Source organism: Hydrophilobacter chitinilyticus, assembly GCF_049860745.1.
Classification (GTDB): domain Bacteria; phylum Pseudomonadota; class Gammaproteobacteria; order Burkholderiales; family Burkholderiaceae_C; genus Rhodoferax_B.
Genome location: NZ_CP187561.1, coordinates 2,458,153 through 2,478,654 on the forward strand (window position 1 = coordinate 2,458,153; position 20,502 = coordinate 2,478,654).

The 20,502-nt window shown below is 62.3% G+C and carries 12 protein-coding genes and 1 pseudogene; 8 read left to right on the plus strand and 5 right to left on the minus strand.

Annotated features, from left to right (window positions below):
* Positions 1 to 24: 24 nt before the first annotated feature.
* Positions 25 to 1,254, minus strand: a pseudogene (locus ACPWMG_RS11010) (NAD(P)/FAD-dependent oxidoreductase); the annotation flags it as partial.
* A 34-nt stretch (positions 1,255 to 1,288) separates the two neighbouring features.
* On the minus strand, positions 1,289 to 2,677 hold the full coding sequence (locus ACPWMG_RS11015; protein WP_483304680.1) for an MFS transporter: 1,389 nt from the start codon (positions 2,675 to 2,677) through the stop codon (positions 1,289 to 1,291).
* A gap of 492 nt (positions 2,678 to 3,169) precedes the next feature.
* Here ACPWMG_RS11015 and ACPWMG_RS11020 point away from each other — a divergent pair, with 492 nt between their 5' ends.
* From ACPWMG_RS11020 to ACPWMG_RS11030, 3 genes are all read left to right on the plus strand, one after another.
* A complete protein-coding gene (locus ACPWMG_RS11020; RefSeq protein WP_483304681.1) occupies positions 3,170 to 4,465 on the plus strand; it encodes a type IV pili methyl-accepting chemotaxis transducer N-terminal domain-containing protein in 1,296 nt (431 codons plus the stop codon).
* Positions 4,466 to 4,845: 380 nt separating this feature from the next.
* Positions 4,846 to 6,423: a methyl-accepting chemotaxis protein gene (locus ACPWMG_RS11025; protein ID WP_483304682.1), complete on the plus strand. Its 1,578-nt coding sequence runs from the start codon at positions 4,846 to 4,848 to the stop codon at positions 6,421 to 6,423.
* Positions 6,424 to 6,519: 96 nt separating this feature from the next.
* Positions 6,520 to 7,644, plus strand: coding sequence for a PA0069 family radical SAM protein (locus ACPWMG_RS11030; protein WP_483304683.1), 1,125 nt, complete (start codon positions 6,520 to 6,522; stop codon positions 7,642 to 7,644).
* A 6-nt stretch (positions 7,645 to 7,650) separates the two neighbouring features.
* On the opposite strand, the gene fghA is transcribed toward ACPWMG_RS11030, so the two are convergent.
* Both fghA and ACPWMG_RS11040 read right to left on the minus strand, forming a co-directional pair.
* A complete protein-coding gene (fghA, locus tag ACPWMG_RS11035) occupies positions 7,651 to 8,511 on the minus strand; it encodes an S-formylglutathione hydrolase (protein ID WP_483304684.1) in 861 nt (286 codons plus the stop codon).
* Positions 8,511 to 9,629 carry an S-(hydroxymethyl)glutathione dehydrogenase/class III alcohol dehydrogenase gene (locus ACPWMG_RS11040; protein ID WP_483304685.1) on the minus strand — a complete coding sequence of 373 codons (1,119 nt, stop codon included), beginning with the start codon at positions 9,627 to 9,629 and terminating at the stop codon, positions 8,511 to 8,513. The genes fghA and ACPWMG_RS11040 overlap by 1 nt, the downstream gene beginning before the upstream one ends.
* A 206-nt stretch (positions 9,630 to 9,835) precedes the next feature.
* Here ACPWMG_RS11040 and ACPWMG_RS11045 point away from each other — a divergent pair, with 206 nt between their 5' ends.
* Complete coding sequence (locus ACPWMG_RS11045) at positions 9,836 to 10,855, plus strand: patatin-like phospholipase family protein (protein ID WP_483304686.1); 1,020 nt, start codon at positions 9,836 to 9,838, stop codon at positions 10,853 to 10,855.
* Between the two features lie 225 nt (positions 10,856 to 11,080).
* Here ACPWMG_RS11045 and ACPWMG_RS11050 read toward each other — a convergent pair whose 3' ends face one another.
* Complete coding sequence (locus ACPWMG_RS11050; protein WP_483304687.1) at positions 11,081 to 11,611, minus strand: phasin family protein; 531 nt, start codon at positions 11,609 to 11,611, stop codon at positions 11,081 to 11,083.
* 205 nt (positions 11,612 to 11,816) lie between these two features.
* On the opposite strand from ACPWMG_RS11050, the gene ACPWMG_RS11055 reads away from it, so the two are divergent.
* The 4 genes from ACPWMG_RS11055 to ACPWMG_RS11070 all read left to right on the plus strand — a co-directional run bounded on the left by ACPWMG_RS11055 (position 11,817) and on the right by ACPWMG_RS11070 (position 20,396).
* A complete protein-coding gene (locus ACPWMG_RS11055; protein ID WP_483304688.1) occupies positions 11,817 to 12,266 on the plus strand; it encodes an acyl-CoA thioesterase in 450 nt (149 codons plus the stop codon).
* Positions 12,267 to 12,444: 178 nt separating this feature from the next.
* Positions 12,445 to 13,884: an efflux RND transporter periplasmic adaptor subunit gene (locus tag ACPWMG_RS11060; RefSeq protein WP_483304689.1), complete on the plus strand. Its 1,440-nt coding sequence runs from the start codon at positions 12,445 to 12,447 to the stop codon at positions 13,882 to 13,884.
* Between the two features lie 96 nt (positions 13,885 to 13,980).
* A complete protein-coding gene (locus ACPWMG_RS11065; RefSeq protein ID WP_483304690.1) occupies positions 13,981 to 17,163 on the plus strand; it encodes an efflux RND transporter permease subunit in 3,183 nt (1,060 codons plus the stop codon).
* Positions 17,160 to 20,396: an efflux RND transporter permease subunit gene (locus tag ACPWMG_RS11070; RefSeq protein WP_483304691.1), complete on the plus strand. Its 3,237-nt coding sequence runs from the start codon at positions 17,160 to 17,162 to the stop codon at positions 20,394 to 20,396. The genes ACPWMG_RS11065 and ACPWMG_RS11070 overlap by 4 nt, the downstream gene beginning before the upstream one ends.
* The last annotated feature ends 106 nt before the right edge of the window (positions 20,397 to 20,502 follow it).

Here is a 20,502-nt window from a genome sequence, read left to right on the forward strand (position 1 = left end):
TGGGGTCTGGAAAATCCATCAGGCGTCGTTGGCGGCTGGTTCACCAAACATCAGTTGGTCGCGGATCTCGTCGATCGATAGGCCTTCGCGTAGCAGCTTGAAATACCAACTGCCGTCTACGGTGTCGCCATACAGGCAGGCGCCCACGAGCTTGTTGTCGCGCAGCACAAGCTTTTTGTAGACACCGCCAAAGGTGTCGCTCATCACAATTTCTTCTGTGCCTTCGCCGCCTTGAAATTCGCCCGCGCTGAACAAGTCAATGCCGGTGACCTTCAGCTTGGTCGAGGTTTGCGAGCCCACATAGCGGCCAATGCCAGACTGCGCCAAATGGTTGGCCGCCACCTTGCCCTGCTCGAACAGCGGCGCCACCAAACCGTAGGCAATGCCCCGGTGCGCCGCGCATTCGCCCACCGAGTAGATGCGTGCGTCGGTCACGGTTTGCATGGTGTCGGTGACCACAATGCCGCGCTCGATGTGCAGGCGCATCTTGGTGGCCAGTTCCACATTGGGACGTACACCCACGGCCATCACCACCAGGTCGGCGGCGGCTTCGCTGCCGTCTTTGAACCGAATGCTTTTGACGCGGCCATCTTCACCGCCCACCAGCTCTTGGGTGTGTGTGCCCAGGCGGAATTGCAGGCCACGCTCTTCCAGCGTTTTCTGCAAAAGCTGGCTGGCCATCTTGTCGAGCTGGCGCTCCATCAGCCAGGGGTTCACATGCACCACGGTGACGTGCATGCCGCGCAGCATCAAGCCGTTGGCGGCTTCCAGGCCCAGCAGGCCGCCGCCAATCACCACGGCGTTCTTGTAGCGCTTGGCGGATTCGATCATCTCGGTGGTGTCGGCAATGTCGCGGTAGGCGATTACGCCCTTCAAGTCCTTGCCGGGCACGGGCAGCATGAAGGGGTTGGAGCCGGTGCAGATCAGCAGGCGGTCGTAGTCGGCCTGGGTGATGTTGCCGTCGGCATCTACCGCGCGCACCACGCGTTTGACGCGGTCTACGTCCACCACTTTTTTGCCGGCGTGCAGGGTGATGCCGTTCTCGGCGTACCACGCCCAACTGTTGAGCACGATCTCGTCCAACGTTTGCTCGCCGGCCAACACCGGAGACAGCATGATGCGGTTGTAGTTGGGATGCGGCTCGGCGCCGAAGACGGTGATGTCGTACAGGTCTGGCGCGATCTTTAGCAACTCTTCAATCGTGCGCACACCGGCCATGCCGTTGCCGATGAGCACCAGTTTGGGCTTGTTCATGAGGCGGCTCCGAGACTTTAAAAAGGCGAGTGATTTAGCTGGCGGTGATCATCGAACCCGCCACGCCAGAAGCTCCGGCGTTGCGCGCGGCCACGGCTTCGTCCAGCAGCTTTTGCTCGGCCGACTTGTGCTGCGACGAGAAGCGCACGGCAATGGCGCACAGCGAACTGGCAGCCACCACCACACCCAGGATGAACAGCGTTTGCTGCGGCGTGGCCACGGCCTTGTTCAAGAAGCCTGCGGCCACGGCGCCGATGTTGCCGCCCGCGCCAATCAAACCCGCCACGCCGCCCAGGGCTTTGCGGTCGACAAACGGCATCAACGCATAGGTGGCGCCGCAAGCCATGTGGGTGAACAAACCAAACAGCGACATGGCCAAAATGGCAAAACCCACGCTCTCGGCCTTGCTGAACAACACCAGGCCAATGCCTTCGCCGAGCATCAAACCAAACAGCAGCAGCGAGCGGCCATCAAGCCCCTTCTTGGTGGCGATGCGGTCGCTCACAATGCCGCCCAGCGCACGCGCAAACAAGGCCAGGCCACCGAAGATGCCGGCGGCCATGCCGGCGCTGGCAATCGACAAACCAAACTGGTCCACGTAGTAAGTGGCCGCAATGTTGTGGATGAAAATTTCTACACCGAAACAAGCGCCGTAGACGATGGCCAGCATCCACACGCGGTAGTTGCTGCAGGCACTCAAGAAGATCGCCAAGCCACCGGCTTTGCCGGATTCCAACGCAATGCCCTTGGCACGCAAATCCACGATGTCGCCTTGGGGCGTGTCTTGGGTGTAGCGGGCATAGATGAAGGCCATGATGACCATGGCCACACCGGGCACAAACATCGCGGCGCGCCAGCCCCAGGCTTGCTCCACACCCAGGCTCAGCATGGCAGCCACCACCAGTGGCATCAAGCTTTGTGCGGCACCGCCGCCGGCATTGCCCCAGCCGCCAACGGTGGCGTTGGCCGTGCCCACCACGTTGGGGGCAAACATCACGCTGGTGTGGTACTGCGTGATGACGAACGACGCGCCAATGGCACCAATGCACAGGCGGAAGAACAAGAAGATTTCATACGACTTGGCGAACGCCAGGCCAAACACCGGAATGGCGCCAATCAGCAGCAGCCAGGTGTAGGTGCGGCGTGGGCCAAAGCGGTCGCACAGCGGGCCGACGATCAGGCGGATCAGAATCGTCACGGCCACCGAGGCGATGTTGATGTTGGCCACCTGGTCTTTGGTCAGGCCAAACTCAGCGCGGATCAGCGGCATCAGCGGCGCGGCGGCAAACCACGCGAAGAAGCACACAAAGAACGCCAGCCAGGTGATGTGGAAGGCGCGCATTTGCGGGGTCGACATGGAGAACATGTCGATGCGGGTGGCTTTGGGGCCGGTGGCGTTGATGGCAGGAGAGGCGAACAGCATGGTGGGGGCTTTCGTCAACAGGGTTTGAATAAAGAAAGGCGCGGCCGAGGCAGTGCAGACCGTGAACGGTCAGCGGATGTGTTGGGCTGTAAGACCTGTACTGACTGGTGCCTGGTGTGCGATACGCCAGGCGTGTTTTCGACGCTGGCGTGCACAAGCCACGAGGCTTGCACTGAGCAAGATCGAAAACGCTAAAAGAAAAGCGAATGGGAAGGCGAAGAGAAATAGGCTGGACATGATGTCTCTCCTGAAAATCAGGGACTGAGGCACACCATTGCGCACGCCTTTATGCGCTGGACCCGCGGTGCTGGGGCGAAATTCCGGACGCTGCGTTACGTCCGCTTTGTCATCAGCAAAAGCTGTGCCATCGCGTCGATATGTTTTGGCCTGAACGACTTTCACAGGCGTGGGTTGGTGTGGGGCTTGCATGCAGTCCCTTTCAGGGCCAAGCTGTTTTCCCTCTGAGAGCCCGTCAAAAAACGATGAAAACCTATGACTACAGCCGTTGTGGATTTGAATGGCCTGGAGACGACGAGCGGTGGCCATCCGCTCTTGGCTGACCTGGACGCTGTGGGCATCCAGGTGTTGGCGGTCAGTGAGACGCGTCGCAAACTGGTGCAGGACGCGGTGCGCCATGCACCAGATGTGGTGATTTGCATGGACCCTTTGCCGGGCGAAGCGCTGTTTTTGGCGGTGCAGACCATTGCCGACACCGCCCCTTGCGCCGTGCTGGTTTTCAGCCAGGACGCCGATGCTGAGCGCATCGCCCGTGCGGTGGCGTGTGGCATGCACGGCTACGTGGTCAACGGCTACAGCCAGCAGCGTTTGCGTTCCTTGGTGCATCTGGCGATGGCCCGCTTCAAGCGTGAACAAGCGCTGCACGCACAGTTGGCCGATGTGACCAGCCGCTTTGAGGAGCGCAAAACGGTAGACCAGGCCAAGGGCATTTTGATGCGCGCGCGTCAGGTGTCGGATGACGATGCCTATCAGATGTTGCGCACGGCCTCCATGCATTCCAACCAGCGCATGGGGCAACTATCGCGGCGCATCATCCATTCCGCGCGCTTTGCCGAGGCGCTGAACCGGGCAGGGCAACTGCGGATGTTGTCGCAGCGTCTGGTCAAACTGTATGCGCTACGCTTGAGCCCGTTGGCCGAGTTGGGGGGCACCGAAGTCGGGGGCGCGTTCGAACAGTCGGTGCAGCGTGTTGACGCCAATTTGGCCGCCTTGCAAAAAGGTTTGTCACCGGCCACGTTTGGTGACCTGATGGCTGCGGTGATCACCGAGTGGGTTGCGCTGCGGCAGGCGCTGCAAAGCCCTGCCACACCAAGCCAGGTGATCGCCGTGGACCGCCTGGCTCAATGCCTGTTGGAGCAAGCCGAACGCCTGACCAACGAACTGGATAATGCCGGCGCCGCGCCGCCGCTGCACGTGCTCAACGTGGCCGCGCGCCAACGCATGCTCTCGCAGCGCTTTGCCAAACTGGCGCTGATGCAAGCCATGGGCAACGCTGCCGCACCGGCCAGCACGCGTGCAGACCTGGCCGCCACGCGGCAGGCTTTTCAGCAGGCCATGCAGTACCTGGAAGGCATTCCACTCTCATCGCCTGCCATTCGCTCCGAGCTGTTAACTGCCACGGACCACTGGCAGGCACTGGGCAGCGCGGTACAGAACCTGGCTTCGCCGCAAGCGCTGGGGCAGTTGGCATCGTCCAGCGAAGCGTTGTTGCAGGCGTTGGAGCGCCTTGTCACGGAGCTGGAGCACAGCATGCAAATGCTGGTGGGGTAGCCCGCTTTTGGCGAACGCGTGGGGTTTATGCCGGTGCGGCCCATCGGTTCGAAGTTCACATTTGCGAGGCGATCCTGTTCCACCTCGTCCCAGCACCTCCTTGGTCACCTATTCCCTGGCTGCGCCGTTTTGGCGGGTGTTGATGGGGCGCGTTGCGTGGCCGTCAAAACGCCGGATAAGAGCTGCTAAGACGTTGTTTTTAAAGGAATTACCACAAAACAGATGGGCCAGTTGTAACGGCTGCTTCGGCGCACAAAGCGTAGTGGCTTGTGTATGTAAATGTAAAGATGTTCCCTAAAATTAGGGTTATCCACTAGATATCGACGCTAAATTTAGCCAACCGCAGCCAAAACCAGCCCACTCCCCGCGAAATTTTGAATATGCAACACCTCAAATTCTCCATCGGCAGCCGTTTGGCGCTGGCTTTTTCTGCGTTGATTGTGCTCACCGCTGCCATCTTGGCCATTGGCGTCTGGCGGCTGCAAAGCGTGGCCAGTGAGACAGACACCATGATGGAGCGTCCGCTGACCAAGGAGCGCCTGGTGTCCGATTGGTACCGCACCATCCACACCAGCGTGCGCCGCACCACGGCTGTGGCCAAGAGCTCGGACCTCAGTCTGGCGACCTTCTTCGCTGCTGAAAACGCCGAGGGCTCGCGCATGTCGACCGAGCAACAAAAGCAGATTGAAGCCTTGCTCGAAACTCCCGAAGAAAAGGCGCTGTTTGCCACCTTGTCGCAGGCACGCCAGCAGTACATCGTGGCGCGTGACGCGGTCAGCAAAGCCAAGGCCGCAGGTCAGGCTGAAGAGGCCGAACGTTTGTTCAATGCCGATTTTCGTCCTGCGAGCGTGCGTTATCTGGAGAATTTGCAGGCCTTGCTGGATCAGCAACGCGCCAGTATCAACGCGGCTGCGGCCAACGTGCGTAGCGGCTATGAACGCGGCCGCACGCAGATGATCTCGTTGGGCATCATCGCTTTGTTGGCTGCGGCCACGCTGGCGGTTTTCATCACGCGCAGCATCACCCGCCCCCTGAACCGCGCCGTCAACGTGGCGCAAACCGTGGCCGCTGGCGACCTGACGGTGCGTGCCGACAGCGACGCCCAAGACGAAACCGGCCAGTTGCTGCGCGCCCTGGGCGTGATGGGTGAGCAACTGCGCACCACCGTGGGCCAAGTGCGCCGTGGCGCAGAGGGCATTGCCCTGGCCTCGAGTGAAATCGCCAGTGGCAACCTCGACCTTTCCAGCCGCACGGAAGAACAAGCCAGCGCGCTGCAGCAAACAGCGGCGTCGATGGAGCAAATGACATCAGCCGTGCGGCAGAACGCCGACAACGCCCGCCAGGCCAACCAACTGGCGCGTTCTTCGTCCGACATGGCCGCACGCGGCGGCAAAGTGGTGGGCAATGTGGTGGCCACCATGGGCGGCATCGATGCGGCTTCACGCAAGATCGTGGACATCATCAGCGTGATCGACGGCATCGCGTTCCAAACCAACATCCTGGCGTTGAATGCTGCGGTGGAGGCCGCCCGTGCCGGTGAACAAGGCCGCGGCTTTGCCGTGGTGGCCAGCGAAGTGCGCACCCTGGCGCAGCGCAGCGCCACGGCGGCGAAAGAGATCAAGGTGTTGATTGCGGACTCGGTGGAGCGCGTGAACGAAGGCAACCGGTTGGTGGAAGAGGCCGGCGTGGTGATCCGCGAGGTGGTGGCAGGTGTCAGTCGCGTGTCCGATATCGTGGGTGAAATCAGTGTGGCCAGCCAAGAGCAGACCCAAGGTTTGGAGCAGGTGAACGAAGCCATTTCACAAATGGATCGTGTGACCCAGCAAAACGCCGCGCTGGTAGAAGAGGCTGCAGCCGCCACGGGCTCGCTTGAATCACAAGCGGCGCAACTGGTGCAGTCGGTGGCGGTATTCCGTGTGGACGGTGCGCTGCCAGGGCTGGTGCGACTGACGGCTTGATCGCGTTGTAGGCGATAGGCCGAAGAGGGCGGCAATCCTCTGGAAGTTTTTAAATTGCTGTATAAAATTACAGTTATTGATCTTCCAGGGGGCCGCATGGCTGAAGTTCGTTTGCCGCTGCACGCCATCAAAGGGCGTGGTGCCGCGTCTGCCATTGCGCACCGTTTTTCGTCAGATGCGCGTGCTGATTTCGACGATGGCTGGGGCACGCTGGAAGAAGCCGCGCAAACGGCGGACGGAGAAGAGGCCTCACGCCTTGCCACACAGGTGACGTTTGAAGATGCCAAGAGCGTCATCACCCGCAACAGCTCGCCCGACATTTATTTTGACTACGGGCTTAATCCTTACAGGGGCTGCGAGCACGGATGCATCTACTGCTACGCGAGGCCGAGCCACAGCTATCTAAATCTATCGCCAGGTCTCGATTTCGAAACCAAGCTCATCGCCAAGCGCAACCTGGTCGAAGTGTTGGCCCGTGAGCTGGCCTCGCCGCGTTACACGCCCCGCATGATCGCCATCGGCACCGTGACCGACGGGTACCAACCCATCGAGCGCGAATTGCGCCTCACGCGTGGCGCGGTCGAATTGCTGCAACGCTGCCAGCACCCGCTGGCCATCGTCACCAAAGGCAGCGGCGTGGAGCGTGATCTGGACTTGCTCGCGCCCATGGCAGCGCAAAATTTGGCGGCGGTCTACATGACCATCACCACGCTCGATGGCGACCTGGCGCGCAAGCTGGAGCCACGCGCTGCCGCACCACATCGAAGGCTGCGCACCATTCGCACCCTGGCCGAGGCCGGTGTGCCCGTGGGCGTGAGTGTGGCGCCGCAGATTCCGTTTGTGAACGACGACATGGAGCAGGTGTTGGCCGCTGCCTATGAGGCTGGCGCCCGCAGCGCCTTCTACACCGTGTTGCGCCTGCCGTGGGAGCTGTCGCCCATCTTCCGCGAGTGGCTGATGCTGCATTACCCACAGCGCGCCGACCGCATCATGGCGCGTGTGCAAGACCTGCATGGGGTGAGTGATGCGCAACGTGCCAACGGCAAGGACTACGACGCTGACTTTGTGTCGCGCATGAAAGGCAAAGGCCTGTGGGCCGATCTGATCCGCCAGCGGTTCGAGAAGACCTGCGCCAAGCTTGGGCTGAACCGTCAGCGCACCGAGACCGACTTCACCCGTTTTCGCCCGGCCGCATTGCACGGCCAGGATTCGCTTTTCTAAAACAGCCTAAGCCGTTGCGGCCAGTGCGCGCTGGTGGTGCGCCAGGTGGTCGGCCATGAAGGTGGCGATGAAGTAGTAGCCGTGGTCGTAGCCTGCGTGGCGGCGCAGCGTCAGCGGCTGGCGCACATCGGTACAGGCCGCTTCAAACAAATGCGGGTGCAATTGCTCGGCCAAAAACTTATCGTCCAAGCCCTGGTCGATCAAGATGCCGTCAGGGTAGGGCGCTTGTTTTTGGCTTTGCATCAGCGCGGTGGCATCGTGTGCGGCCCAAGTTTGGCGATCGTCGCCCAGATAGCCGGTGAACGCTTTCACGCCCCATGGACATTGGCTCGGCGCGCAGATCGGCGCAAAGGCTGACAACGAACGGAACACGCCCGGATGGCGCAGCGCCAGCGTCAACGCGCCGTGCCCGCCCATGGAATGGCCGAACAAACCCAGGCGTTGCAGGTCGATAGGCAATTGCGCACCTACAAGCGGCAGCAACTCCTGAACAAGATAGCTTTCCATGCGCCAGTGCGGTTGCCACGGCGCTTGGGTGGCGTCCAGGTAAAAACCGGCGCCCACGCCGAAGTCCCACGCATCGGCCTCGCCCGGCACATTCGCCCCGCGCGGGCTGGTGTCGGGGCAGATCAACGCCAAGCCCAACTCGGCCGCCAAGCGCTGCGCACCGGCCTTGACCATGAAGGTCTCTTCGGTGCAGGTGAGGCCGGCAAGGAACATGACGGCAGGTACCGGGCCAGCCTCTGCTTGCGGCGGCAGGTAGACCGAGAAGCGCATCGGCAAGCCGATTTGCGTGGAGCTATGTTTGTAGAAGCGCTGCACGCCGCCAAAGCAGGCGTGCTGGCTCAACAGTTCCAAGCCTTCCATCAGAACAAGACCACACCGCGAATCGACTTACCGGCCTTCATGAGGTCGAAGCCCTTGTTGATGTCTTCGAGCGGCATGGTGTGCGTGATCAGCGGGTCGATGCTGATCTTGCCTTCCATATACCAGTCGACAATCTTTGGCACGTCGGTGCGGCCACGTGCGCCGCCGAAGGCCGAGCCTTCCCACTTGCGGCCGGTCACCAGTTGGAAGGGGCGGGTGCTGATTTCCGCACCGGCTTCGGCCACACCGATGATGATGCTGCGGCCCCAGCCTTTGTGCGTGCATTCCAGCGCCTGGCGCATCACCTTGGTGTTGCCAATGCACTCGAAGCTGTAGTCGGCGCCGCCGTCGGTCAATTGCTGAATAGCATCGACGATGTTGCCGCCAGCGGCTTCAATGTCTTTGGGGTTCAGGAAGTGGGTCATGCCAAAGCTGCGGGCCATGGCTTCGCGCTCGGGGTTCAAGTCCACACCGATGATCTTGTCGGCACCCACCATCTTGGCACCCTGGATCACGTTCAGGCCAATGCCGCCCAAGCCAAACACCACCACGTTGGCGCCAGCCTCGACCTTGGCGGTGAACAGCACGGCACCGATGCCGGTGGTCACGCCGCAGCCGATGTAGCAGACCTTGTCGAACGGCGCGTCTTCGCGGATCTTGGCCAGCGAGATTTCAGGCGCCACGGTGTAGTTGCTGAAGGTCGACGTGCCCATGTAGTGGAAGATCGGCTTGCCGTCCAGGCTGAAGCGACTGGTGGCGTCGGGCATCAGGCCCTTGCCTTGGGTGCCGCGAATCAGTTGGCACAGGTTGGTTTTGCGGCTCAGGCAGAACTTGCACTGGCGGCATTCTGGCGTGTAGAGCGGAATGACGTGGTCGCCCTTTTTCAGCGTGGTCACGCCGGGACCGACGTCGACCACAATGCCCGCGCCTTCGTGGCCGAGGATGGCGGGGAAGATGCCTTCAGGATCAGCGCCGCTGAGCGTGTAGTAATCGGTGTGGCAAATGCCGGTGGCTTTGATTTCAACCAAAACTTCACCGAACTTTGGGCCTTCCAGGTCCACGGTTTCGATGGTCAGGGGAGCGCCAGATTTCCAGGCGACAGCGGCTTTGGTTTTCATAGGTGTTGGAGAGTTGTGCTGTACAGCCCCCCACTATAAAACGCCTGACCGTAAGTACCCATGACAACCGGGTTTTATCCGGGGATGACGATTGGTTATGTGTGAGGCGAGGGTGTCGTTGAACAGGGCTTTACGTGTACCAGCGACAATCACGGGTTGCCCGCCGCATATCGATTTGGCGGGTTTGCTTTTTCAAGGTTGGTCGGATGGCGATGTTGGGTTTGCGCGGGGTTGGGCATTTGGTGCCGCAAGAGATTTCTCAAGAAGCTGAAGGCTCGCGCCTGGGTCGGCGGCGTTGGCTGCTAGGGGTTGCGGGCGCTGCATTGTTGGCGGGCTGCAGTACGGTGCCCGTTGAACCTGTGGCCACCAGCTTGCCGCCAGTGATCACGCCGCCAGCGGTGACTGCGCCCGTGACGCGCGCGCCACGGTTGGGCCTGGCACTGGGCGGCGGCGCAGCACGCGGCTTTGCCCACGTGGGCGTGATCCAGGTGCTGGAAGAGGCCGGCATAAAACCAGATTTGGTGGTGGGCACGTCGGCCGGCAGCCTGGTGGGCGCGCTCTACGCCAGTGGCAAAAACGGCGCGCAGTTGCTTACCGTGGCGACCACCATGGAGGAGGCGGCGTTCACCGACTGGACGCTGCCATTCGTGAGCCGTGGCATGTTCCGCGGTGAAGCCTTGGCACGTTATGTGTCGACCCAATTGGGCGGCCGCAAAATCCAGGATCTGCCCATGCCGCTGGGCATTGTGGCGACCGACCTCAACAGTGGTGAAGGTGTGTTGTTCCAGCGCGGCGACACCGCCACGGCCGTGCGCGCCTCCAGCGCCGTGCCGGCGGTGTTCATGCCGGTAAAGATTGGCGCGCGTGAGTACGTCGATGGCGGCCTGGTGTCGCCGGTGCCGGTGCGTTACGCGCGCCAAATGGGCGCCGAGGTGGTGCTGGCGGTCGACATCTCGGCCGACCCTGAGGGCAACCAGGCCAGCGACAGCCTGCAGATCCTGCTGCAGACCACCGCCATCATGGGCAAAAGCATCAACCACTTTGAACTGCAAGACGCCAATGTGGTGGTGCGGCCTCGCTTGAACGACGTGGGCAGCGCCAACTTTCAGGCGCGGTTGCGCTCGATTGAAGCAGGGCGTAAAGCGATGCAGGCGATGCTGCCCAAACTGCAGGCTGAGTTACTGGCCAAACGACAACCCGCAGCCGCTGCCGTGGTGGCGCGCTGAAAAGGTACTGGGTTGGCGAAAGCCACGCGGTGCAGATCGCACAGACGAAAAAAAACCCCATCACGCCGTGACGGGGTCTTGAAGGGGTCTTGAGCCTAAAGCCCTAAAAGACCCGAGGAGACAACTTGAATGAAACCCAAAGGGAACTAACTTCAAACTCCCGCGGCGCTGGCCTGGCACTTGGTGGCAAATGCGGCCAGCAGCCCCCTTCAATTCTTCAGAGAATTAACGCTTCTTGGTGGCGGTCGTTGCGGTAGCAGCGGCGGCCTTGAAGTTGGCTTCGGCCACGTCGGTGGCTTGCTTGACAGCTTTTTGCACGGATTCGTAGGCATTGTTGGCGGTGGCCACAGCGGTCTTCATCATCGCAACAGCGGATTCAGAGCCGGCGGGGGCGTTCTTCACGGCGCTGTCGACCAGCCCGGCGAACTTCTTCTGTGCATCAGCGGCTTGGCCTTCGAAGGCCTTGGTGAATTCTGCGCCGGTGCCTTGGGCGATGTCGTACAGATGACGGCTGTAGGCAGCGGTCTTTTCGGCCAGGGGTTGCATAAGGCTGGCTTGCAGAGCCAGCAGTTCTTGTGCGTCTTTCACGCTCAGAACGGCTTGGGTGTGCGAAGCGGCTTCGCCCAGGGCGGCCTTGGAGGCGGTCACGTTCAATTCAACCAGCTTTTCAACGCCTTCAAAGGCCTTGGTGGTCAAACCAAACAGGGTTTCAACGGTAGCTTTTTGCGAGGCCAGAACTTGTTCAGCGGTCAACATATTGAGTATCTCCAGTTAAGTAAAAACAAACTTCACTTACTGCGCCGGGTTTAGCTTCTAGGCTATGTTGCAGTGCAGCATGGGTTGAATTATAGAGATGCATTTTTTTGGTGCAAGCCTTTTTGCTGCATTGCAGCATCATTAGGGGCAACGTTCTAAAACCGATGCTTTTTGAGGCATCACAAGGCGCGGGCAAAATGGAAACATGTCCACACCAAACTCCGCCAAACCCGCCCCAGAGCCGCGTAGCGCCTTCCGCGTGTTTTCGCCGATCCAAACCCGCTGGGCCGACAACGATGTTTACGGCCACGTCAACAACGTTGTCTACTACAGCTGGTTTGACACAGCGGTGAATGCCTACCTGATCGACCAGGGTGCGTTGGATATCGAACACGGTGACACCATCGGCCTGGTGGTCGAAACCCAATGCCATTACTTCTCCTCGCTGGCGTTCCCGCAGAAAGTGGAGGCGGGCCTGCGCGTCGCGCGCCTGGGCAACAGCAGCGTGCGTTACGAGGTCGGGCTGTTCGCCGAAGGTGCTGAACTCACTGCGGCGCGCGGGCATTTCATTCACGTGTATGTGGACCGGCAAAACCGTCGGCCCAAGCCTCTGCCGGATGCGTTGCGCGCGGCGTTAACCCCTTTGCTGACGTAGCGTGGCCTAGCGGTTTGGGCTGGGGTTTGTCCGACGCGGCAAGCGTGCCCCAAGCCTTTACCGCTGGTTTACGATCACCCCGGCAACTTTGCAACAAACAACTGCTTTACTCGGGCTTCCCGACTGCTTCATCTCGCCCGATTTCGTCTCTCTTTTTTGACGCCTTCACTTCTGCTCAATGGACCATCCTGTGCCCGTACCACCAGCCCCCGTCTCTGAAGCCCACGCGCTCGCCTTGCCCGATGCGCGCCCGCCAGTCCGTCGCAGGCGTTGGGTCGGTTGGAGCCTGTCGCTGCTGTTAATCCTGGCTTTGGCCGGACTGGCCTGGTACTTGACACACCGCCCAGCCGCCGGCTCCTCGGGCATGGGAGGGCCGGGGCGCCTGGGCGGGCCGGGTGGCCCTGGCGCGGGCGCATTCAATGTCACCGTCGGCAGCGCCACGGTGCGTCAGGCGCAGTTGCCGATCACGCTGGACGCGCTGGGCACGGTCACGCCGGTCGCCACCGTCACCCTGAAAGCGCAAGTGGGCGGCGTGTTGGCCGAGGTGTTGTTTGAAGAAGGCCAGACGGTGAAGAAGGGCCAACTGCTGGCACGTATCGACCCACGCACTTACGAGCAAGCGCTGATGCAGGCGCAGGGCACGCGCCAACGCGACGAGGCGCAACTCGAGGCCGCGCGTGTGACGCTGGCGCGTTACAACACGCTGTTGGGGCAAGACTCCATCGCCCGGCAGGATGTGGACACCCAGGCTGCGCTGGTGAAGCAGTTGGAGGGCACGGTGCTGACCGATAAAGCCGCTGAAGCCACAGCCCGTGTGAACCTCGACTACACACGCATCACCGCCCCGGTGTCCGGCCGCATCGGCCTGCGCACGGTGGATGCGGGCAACACCGTGACGGCCAACGCCACCACCGGCATTGCCGTGATCACCCAGATGACGCCGATTGACGTGCAGTTTGCAGTGCCGCAAGACCAGGTGCCGGACATTCAGCGCCAAGTCCGTGGTGGTAATGGTGCGGGTGGCAAGAACGCCGCCAGCCAGATGGCGGTGATCGCCATCGACCGCAACCGCCGCGACACCCTCGACACCGGTACCTTCTCCACCCTCGACAACCTGATCGACACCACCACTGGCACCGTGAAAGCCAAGGCGCGCTTTGCCAACACCCAAGGCGCGTTGTTTCCCAACCAATTTGTCAACGTGCGCATGACGCTGCGCACCGTCGATGCCTTGGTGGTGCCGGTTACCGCCGTGCGCAACGGCCCCACCGGCAGTTTTGTCTATGTGGTGAAGGCCGACCGCAGCGTGGAAGTGCGCCAGGTCAAGCGCGGTATTTCGACCGTGAACGATGCCGAGATCACCGAAGGCTTGAAGGTCGGTGAGATCGTGGTGACCGAAGGCGGCGATCGCTTGAGCGAGGGTTCGATGGTGACGCTGCAGGGTGAAAAGCCACGTGCCATGGGGCCGCGCAACGGCGCTTCGGGCGCGCGAGGTGGACGTCGGCCCGGTGGCAGTGGGCCGCGAGGTGAAGGCGCAGGTGGGCCACCGCCCGGTGCGGCGCCAACCGAGGCCGCTGCTTCTGCGCCAAGCGGCGCAGCCTCGGCGCCTGCACGTTGACCGCATGCGAGGTTGCTCCCAAATGAATAGCTGCTTGCGCTTTTCCACACTGCGGAAACGCCCCTTTATTCTTAAGCCTTATCAGGCGGCGCGCGCATGAGCCCGTCGCGCCCGTTCATTGAAAGGCCCGTTGCCACTGCCCTGCTGATGGTGGCCATCGTGCTGGCCGGTTTGCTAGGCTTCCGCTTCCTGCCGCTGGCCGCGTTGCCCGAGGTCGACTACCCCACCATCCAGGTGCAAACGCTGTATCCCGGGGCCAGCCCCGAGGTGATGAGCCGCACCGTGAGCGCACCGCTGGAGCGCCAGTTCGGCCAGATGGCGGGGCTGAACCGCATGAGCTCGACCAGCGCGGCCGGTGTCTCCATCGTCACGCTGCAGTTTGCGCTCGACCAGACATTGGACGTGGCCGAGCAGCAAGTGCAGGCCGCCATCAACGCCGGCAACTCGCTGCTGCCGGCCGACCTGCCCGCGCCGCCGGTCTACGCCAAGGTGAATCCGGCCGATTCGCCCATCCTCACACTCGCCGTCAGCTCGGACACCCTGCCGCTTACCGACGTGCAGAACATTGTCAACACGCGGCTGGCGCAGAAGATCAGCCAGGTGAGCGGGGTGGGGCTGGTCACGCTTTCCGGCGGGCAACGGCCTGCCGTGCGCATCCAGGCCGATACGCAAGCGCTGGCATCCGTGGGCATTGGCCTCGACACATTGCGCAGCGCCATCTCAGCTGCGAATGCCAATAGCGCCAAGGGCAGCTTCGATGGGCCCAAACGTGCCTACACCATCAACGCCAACGACCAGTTGGTGACCGCGGCCGACTACAGCAACCTGGTGGTGGCCTGGAAGAACGGCGCGCCCGTGCGCATGCGCGACGTGGCCAAGGTGGTCGACAGTGCGGAGAACACTCAACTCGGCGCGTGGGCCGGGCTCAAAGCCGATGGCGCCAAGCAAGACGCTAAGGACAATGCCAATCCAGAGGTTCGCCCAGCGATCATCCTGAACGTGCAGCGCCAACCTGGCGCCAACGTGATTGCGACTGTCGACGCGATCAAGAAAGAGTTGCCCGAGCTTTCCGCTTCGCTGCCCAGCGCACTGAAGCTGGAGATCTTGTCCGACCGCACCACCGGCATTCGCGCATCTGTCCGTCACGTGCAGCTAGAACTGGTGCTGGCCGTGGTGCTGGTGGTGCTGGTGATCTTTTTCTTCTTGCACAGCGTGCGCGCCACGGTCATTGCCAGCATTGCGGTGCCGATCTCGCTCATCGGCACCTGCGGGCTGATGTACATGTTGGGCTACTCGCTCAATAACCTGAGTATGATGGCGCTGACCATTGCCACCGGCTTTGTGGTGGACGATGCGATCGTGATGATCGAGAACATCGCGCGTTATCTGGAGAAGGGTGAAGAGCCGTTTGCCGCCGCCATCAAGGGCGCCACACAAATGGGTTTCACCATCATCTCGCTCACGGTGTCGCTGGTGGCGGTGTTGATTCCGCTGCTGTTCATGGGCGACGTGGTGGGGCGCTTGTTCCGCGAGTTTGCCGTCACGCTGGCTATCACTATTTTGATCTCGGCAGTGGTGTCGCTCACCTTGGTGCCGATGATGTCGGCGCGCTGGCTGACGGCTGAAACCGGCCACAGCCAGACTAGCATCATGGGCCGCATGGGCCAAAGCGTGCAGCGCTTTTTTGACCGCGTGATTGCGCGCTACGACATTCAACTGCAATGGGTACTGCGCCACCAGGCGCTGACCATGCTGGTGGCACTGGCCACGCTGGTGCTCACGGCGCTGATGTATGTGTTCATCTCCAAAGGCCTGTTTCCCACACAAGACACCGGCCAATTGAAGGCGCGCATTGAAGCCTCGCAAGACGTGTCGTACCTGCGCATGGCCGAGCTGCAACAAGCCGCCGCCAACGTGGTGCTGGCCGATCCTGATGTGCAAAGCCTGAGCTCGGTGGTGGGGGTGGATGCCGCCAACAACACCATGCTCAACACCGGCAGCATGCTCATCAACCTGCGAGCCGACCGTGGCGCGCAGGCCGATGTGATGGCGCGCATTCGCCAGGCGGTGCACAGCCAGGTGGCTGGCGTCACGCTGTTCTTGCAGCCCACACAAGACCTGACCATCGACGCCGAAACCGGCCCCACCGAGTTCCGCCTGTCGCTTGAAGGCGCCGACACCGCCACCGTCAACGGCTGGGCGAAAAAGCTGGTCGAGCGGCTGCAAACCGTGGCGCAGGTGCGCAACCCCACCACGGATGCGGGCGCACAAGGCTTGGCCGCATATGTGGACATTGACCGCAACACCGCCTCGCGGTTGTCCGTCACCGCCAGCGCGGTGGACGACGCGCTTTACAGCGCCTTTGGCCAACGCATTGTCTCCACCATCTTCACCGAGACCAACCAATACCGCGTGATTCTGGAAGCGCAACGCACCCGCCTCGACTCGCCGCAAGGCCTGGGCAACCTGCAGTTGAAAACCGGCGGCGGCACAGCCACACCGCTGTCGGCCTTTGCCACGGTGCGTGAGCAAGGCGCGCCGCTGCAGGTTACGCGCGTGGCGCAGTACCCGGCGGCCACTGTAGGTTTTGACACCGCGCCCGGCGTGGCGTTGGGCAAGTCGGTGGCGGCCATTCGCGCAGCGGCGCAAGACATCGCCATGCCTGCGAGTGTCAGCATGACCTTCTTGGGCGCAGCTGGTGCGTACGAGAAATCGCTGACCAACCAGCTTTGGTTGATCCTGGCGGCGGTGGTGTGTGTCTACATCGTGCTCGGCGTGTTGTACGAGAGCTATGTGCACCCGCTGACGATTTTGTCCACGCTGCCTTCGGCCGGTGTGGGCGCGCTGCTGGCGCTGATGGTCACGGGCAACGACCTGGGCGTGATCGGCATCATCGGCATCATCTTGCTGATCGGCATCGTCAAGAAAAACGCCATCATGATGATCGACTTCGCCATCGATGCCGAGCGCAACGAGGGCAAATCGCCGCAAGAGGCCATCCACCAGGCCGCGCTGCTGCGCTTCCGGCCGATCTTGATGACTACGCTTGCGGCCTTGTTCGCTGCCGTGCCGCTGATGTTGGGCTGGGGCGAGGGCGCGGAGCTGCGCCGCCCGCTGGGCCTGGCGATTTTTGGTGGCTTGGTGGTGAGCCAGGTGCTCACGCTGTTCACCACGCCGGTGATCTACCTGGCGTTTGACCGGCTGGGCCGCCGGCTCACGGGCCATGGTTCCACGGCGTCGCATTCCGGGCGTTCGCAAGACCCTGGAGCCGTGGGATGAACCTCTCGCGTCCCTTCGTCGAGCGGCCCATCGCCACGGTGCTGCTGACCATCGGCATCGCGCTGGCCGGGGTGATGGCGTTTTTCTTCCTGCCGGTGGCGCCACTGCCGCAGGTCGACTACCCCACCATTTCCGTCTCGGCCAGCATGGCCGGGGCCAGCCCCAGCACCATGGCGACCAGTGTGGCCACGCCTCTGGAGCGGCGCCTGGGTGTGATTCCGGGCGTGACCGAGCTCACCTCCAACAGCGGCAGCGGTTCCACCCGCGTCACTCTGCAGTTTGATTTGTCGCGCAACATCGACTCGGCCGCGCGCGAAGTGCAAGCCGCCATCAACGCCGCACGCGCCGACCTGCCGGCCTCGCTGCGCAGCAACCCCACGTACCGCAAAGCCAACCCCTCGGCGGCGCCCGCCATCATCCTGGCGCTGACGTCCAAGAGCCGCACACCGGGGCAGATTTACGACGCGGTGTCCAACGTGGTGAGCCAGCGTTTGTCTCAAGTGGAAGGGGTCGGCGATGTGGAACTCGGCGGCGCTACGCTGCCGGCGGTGCGTGTGGAGTTGGAGCCGTATTCGCTGAACAAGATGGGCATCAGCACGGAAGACGTGCGCGCCGCCATCCAGGCGAACAACGCCAACCGCCCCAAAGGCGTGGTGGAAAGCGCCGACCGGCGCATGCAGATCTACACCCCCGCGCCCGGCCTGCGCGCAGCCGACTACCGCGACCTGGTGATCGCCTGGCGCAACAACGCCGCCGTGCGCCTGCGCGACGTGGCCAATGTGACCGACAGCGTGGAAAACACCCGCACGGTGGGCCTGTTCAACGGTGCCCCGGCGGTGATTGTGCTCATCACCCAAGAGGCCGGTGCCAACATCATTGAGACCGTGGACGGCGTGCGTAACCTGCTGCCCGAGTTGCGCGCGCAGTTGCCGGCCGACATTGAAGTGGCCGTGGCGTCCGACCGCACCAACTCCATCCGTGCCTCGCTGCGCGAAGTCGAAGTCACGCTGCTGATCGCCGTGGTCTTGGTGGTGCTGGTGGTGGGCCTGTTTTTGCGCCGCGCGCGTGCCACCATCATTCCGGCGGTGGCCACGGTGGTGTCGCTGGCCGGCACTTTTGGTGTGATGTACCTGCTGGGTTACTCGCTCAACAACTTGAGTCTGATGGCGCTGACGGTGGCCACCGGCTTTGTGGTGGATGACGCGATTGTGGTGCTGGAGAACACCAGTCGCCACATCGAAGAGGGCATGAACCGCATGGAGGCCGCGTTGCGCGGCGCACGCGAGGTTGGCTTTACGGTGTTGTCCATCAGCCTGTCGCTGGTGGCGGTGTTCATTCCCCTGCTGTTCATGGGCGGGCAGGTGGGGCGGTTGTTCCGCGAGTTTGCGGTCACCTTGTCGGTGGCGGTGCTGATCTCGCTGGTGATCTCGCTTACCACCACGCCCATGATGTGCGCCATGTTGTTGCGCTCCGAGGCCGATGATCCGGCGCACAAACCCGGCAAGTTGGCCGAATGGGGCGAGCGCAATTGGCAGCGCGTGCTGCGTTTGTACGGCCACAGCCTGGACTGGGCTTTGGCCAGCAAGGCGGCGGTGATGTTTTCGCTGCTGGCCGTGGTGGGGCTCAACGTCTACCTGTTTGCGCACGTGCCCAAGGGCTACTTTCCGCAGCAGGACAACGGCCAGTTGAACGCTGGCCTGCGCGCCGACCGCAGCATCTCGGCGGCCGACTTCACGCTGAAGCTGCAAGAGGCCGTGGACATCATCCACAAAGACCCGTCGGTGGACACGGTGGTGGGTTTTGGCGGCGGCTCGCGTGCGGGTGGCGGCTTCATGTTCGTCAACCTGAAGCCTGTAGGCCAGCGCACCGAGAGCACCACCGACGTGGTCAACCGCCTGCGTCCGCAGTTGAACCAGATCACCGGGCTGCGCGTGTTTTTGGGCCCGGTGCAAGAGTTGCGCATGGGCGGGCGCAGTGCCAACTCCAACAACCAATACACGCTGAAAAGCGACAACGCGGCCGACTTGTCGAAGTGGTCTGAACGGCTGGCCAACCGCTTGCGTGAACTGCCGCAGTTGACCGATGTGGATGGAGAATCGGCCGACAACGGCATTGAAACCTTTGTCGATGTAGACCGCGATGCGGCCGCGCGCCTGGGCATCACGTCGAGTGCGGTGGACAGCGCGCTGTACAACGCCTTTGGCCAACGCTCGGTGGCCACCATCTACAACGACTTGAACCAGTACTCGGTGATCATGGAATGGGCGCCACGTTACCAACGCAGCCCCATCGTGCTGCAAGACGTGTACGTGCCGTCCACGCTCAGCAGCAGCACCAGCACGAGCGGCACTACCAGCGTCAGCTCGCTGCAAAACAACACCGATGCCAGCACCGGCACGTCGACCACCACCTCGGCCAACCCGGCTCTGCGCAGCGCCTCCACCGGGCAGGCCTTGGCGACCAGCACGACGACGATGGTGCCGCTGGCCACGTTCGCCAAATTCAGTGAACGCGCCGTGGCCAGTTCGGTCAGCCACCAAGACACCGAACTGGCCAGCACCGTGTCGTTCAACCTGGCCGAAGGCGTGACGCTGGCCGAGGCGCAGGCCTTGGTGAAGCAGGCCGAGGCCGACATCGCCATGCCCATCAACGTGCGTGGCAGCTTTGAAGGCACGGCGCGCGCCGCGCAAGACAGTGGCAGCCAACAGGCCATGTTGATCGTGGCCGCCATCATCGTCATCTACCTGGTGCTGGGCATCTTGTACGAAAGCCTGGTGCACCCCATCACCGTGCTGACCACCTTGCCATCGGCCGGCGTGGGCGCGGTGTTGGCGCTGTTGCTGTTCCGTATGGAGCTGTCGGTCATCGCGCTCATCGGCTTGTTTTTGCTGATCGGCATCGTCAAGAAAAACGCCATCATGATCATCGACTTTGCGCTGGAAGCCGAGCGTTCGCGTGGCCTTAGTGCTGAAGCCGCCGTGCGTGAAGCCTGCATGCTGCGCTTCCGTCCGATCTTGATGACCACGCTGGCCGCCGGCCTGGGCGCGCTGCCGTTGGCCATTGGTTTTGGCCAAGGCGCCGAGCTGCGCCAACCCCTGGGCGTGACCATCATCGGTGGCCTCATCGCCAGCCAGTTGCTCACGCTGCTGACCGTACCCGTGGTCTACGTGCTGCTCGACAAGCTGCGCCGCCGCCCGGCGAACGAGCGGCAACTGGCCCGTGCGACGGCATGACACGGCATGATGAAGAAACTGACCATGGCCTCATCCGCACTTACTCAAAACTATCAAAAAGATAGCTTCTCACGCATGTTTCAAAAGCGGCAGAGCCCTTTTTTCT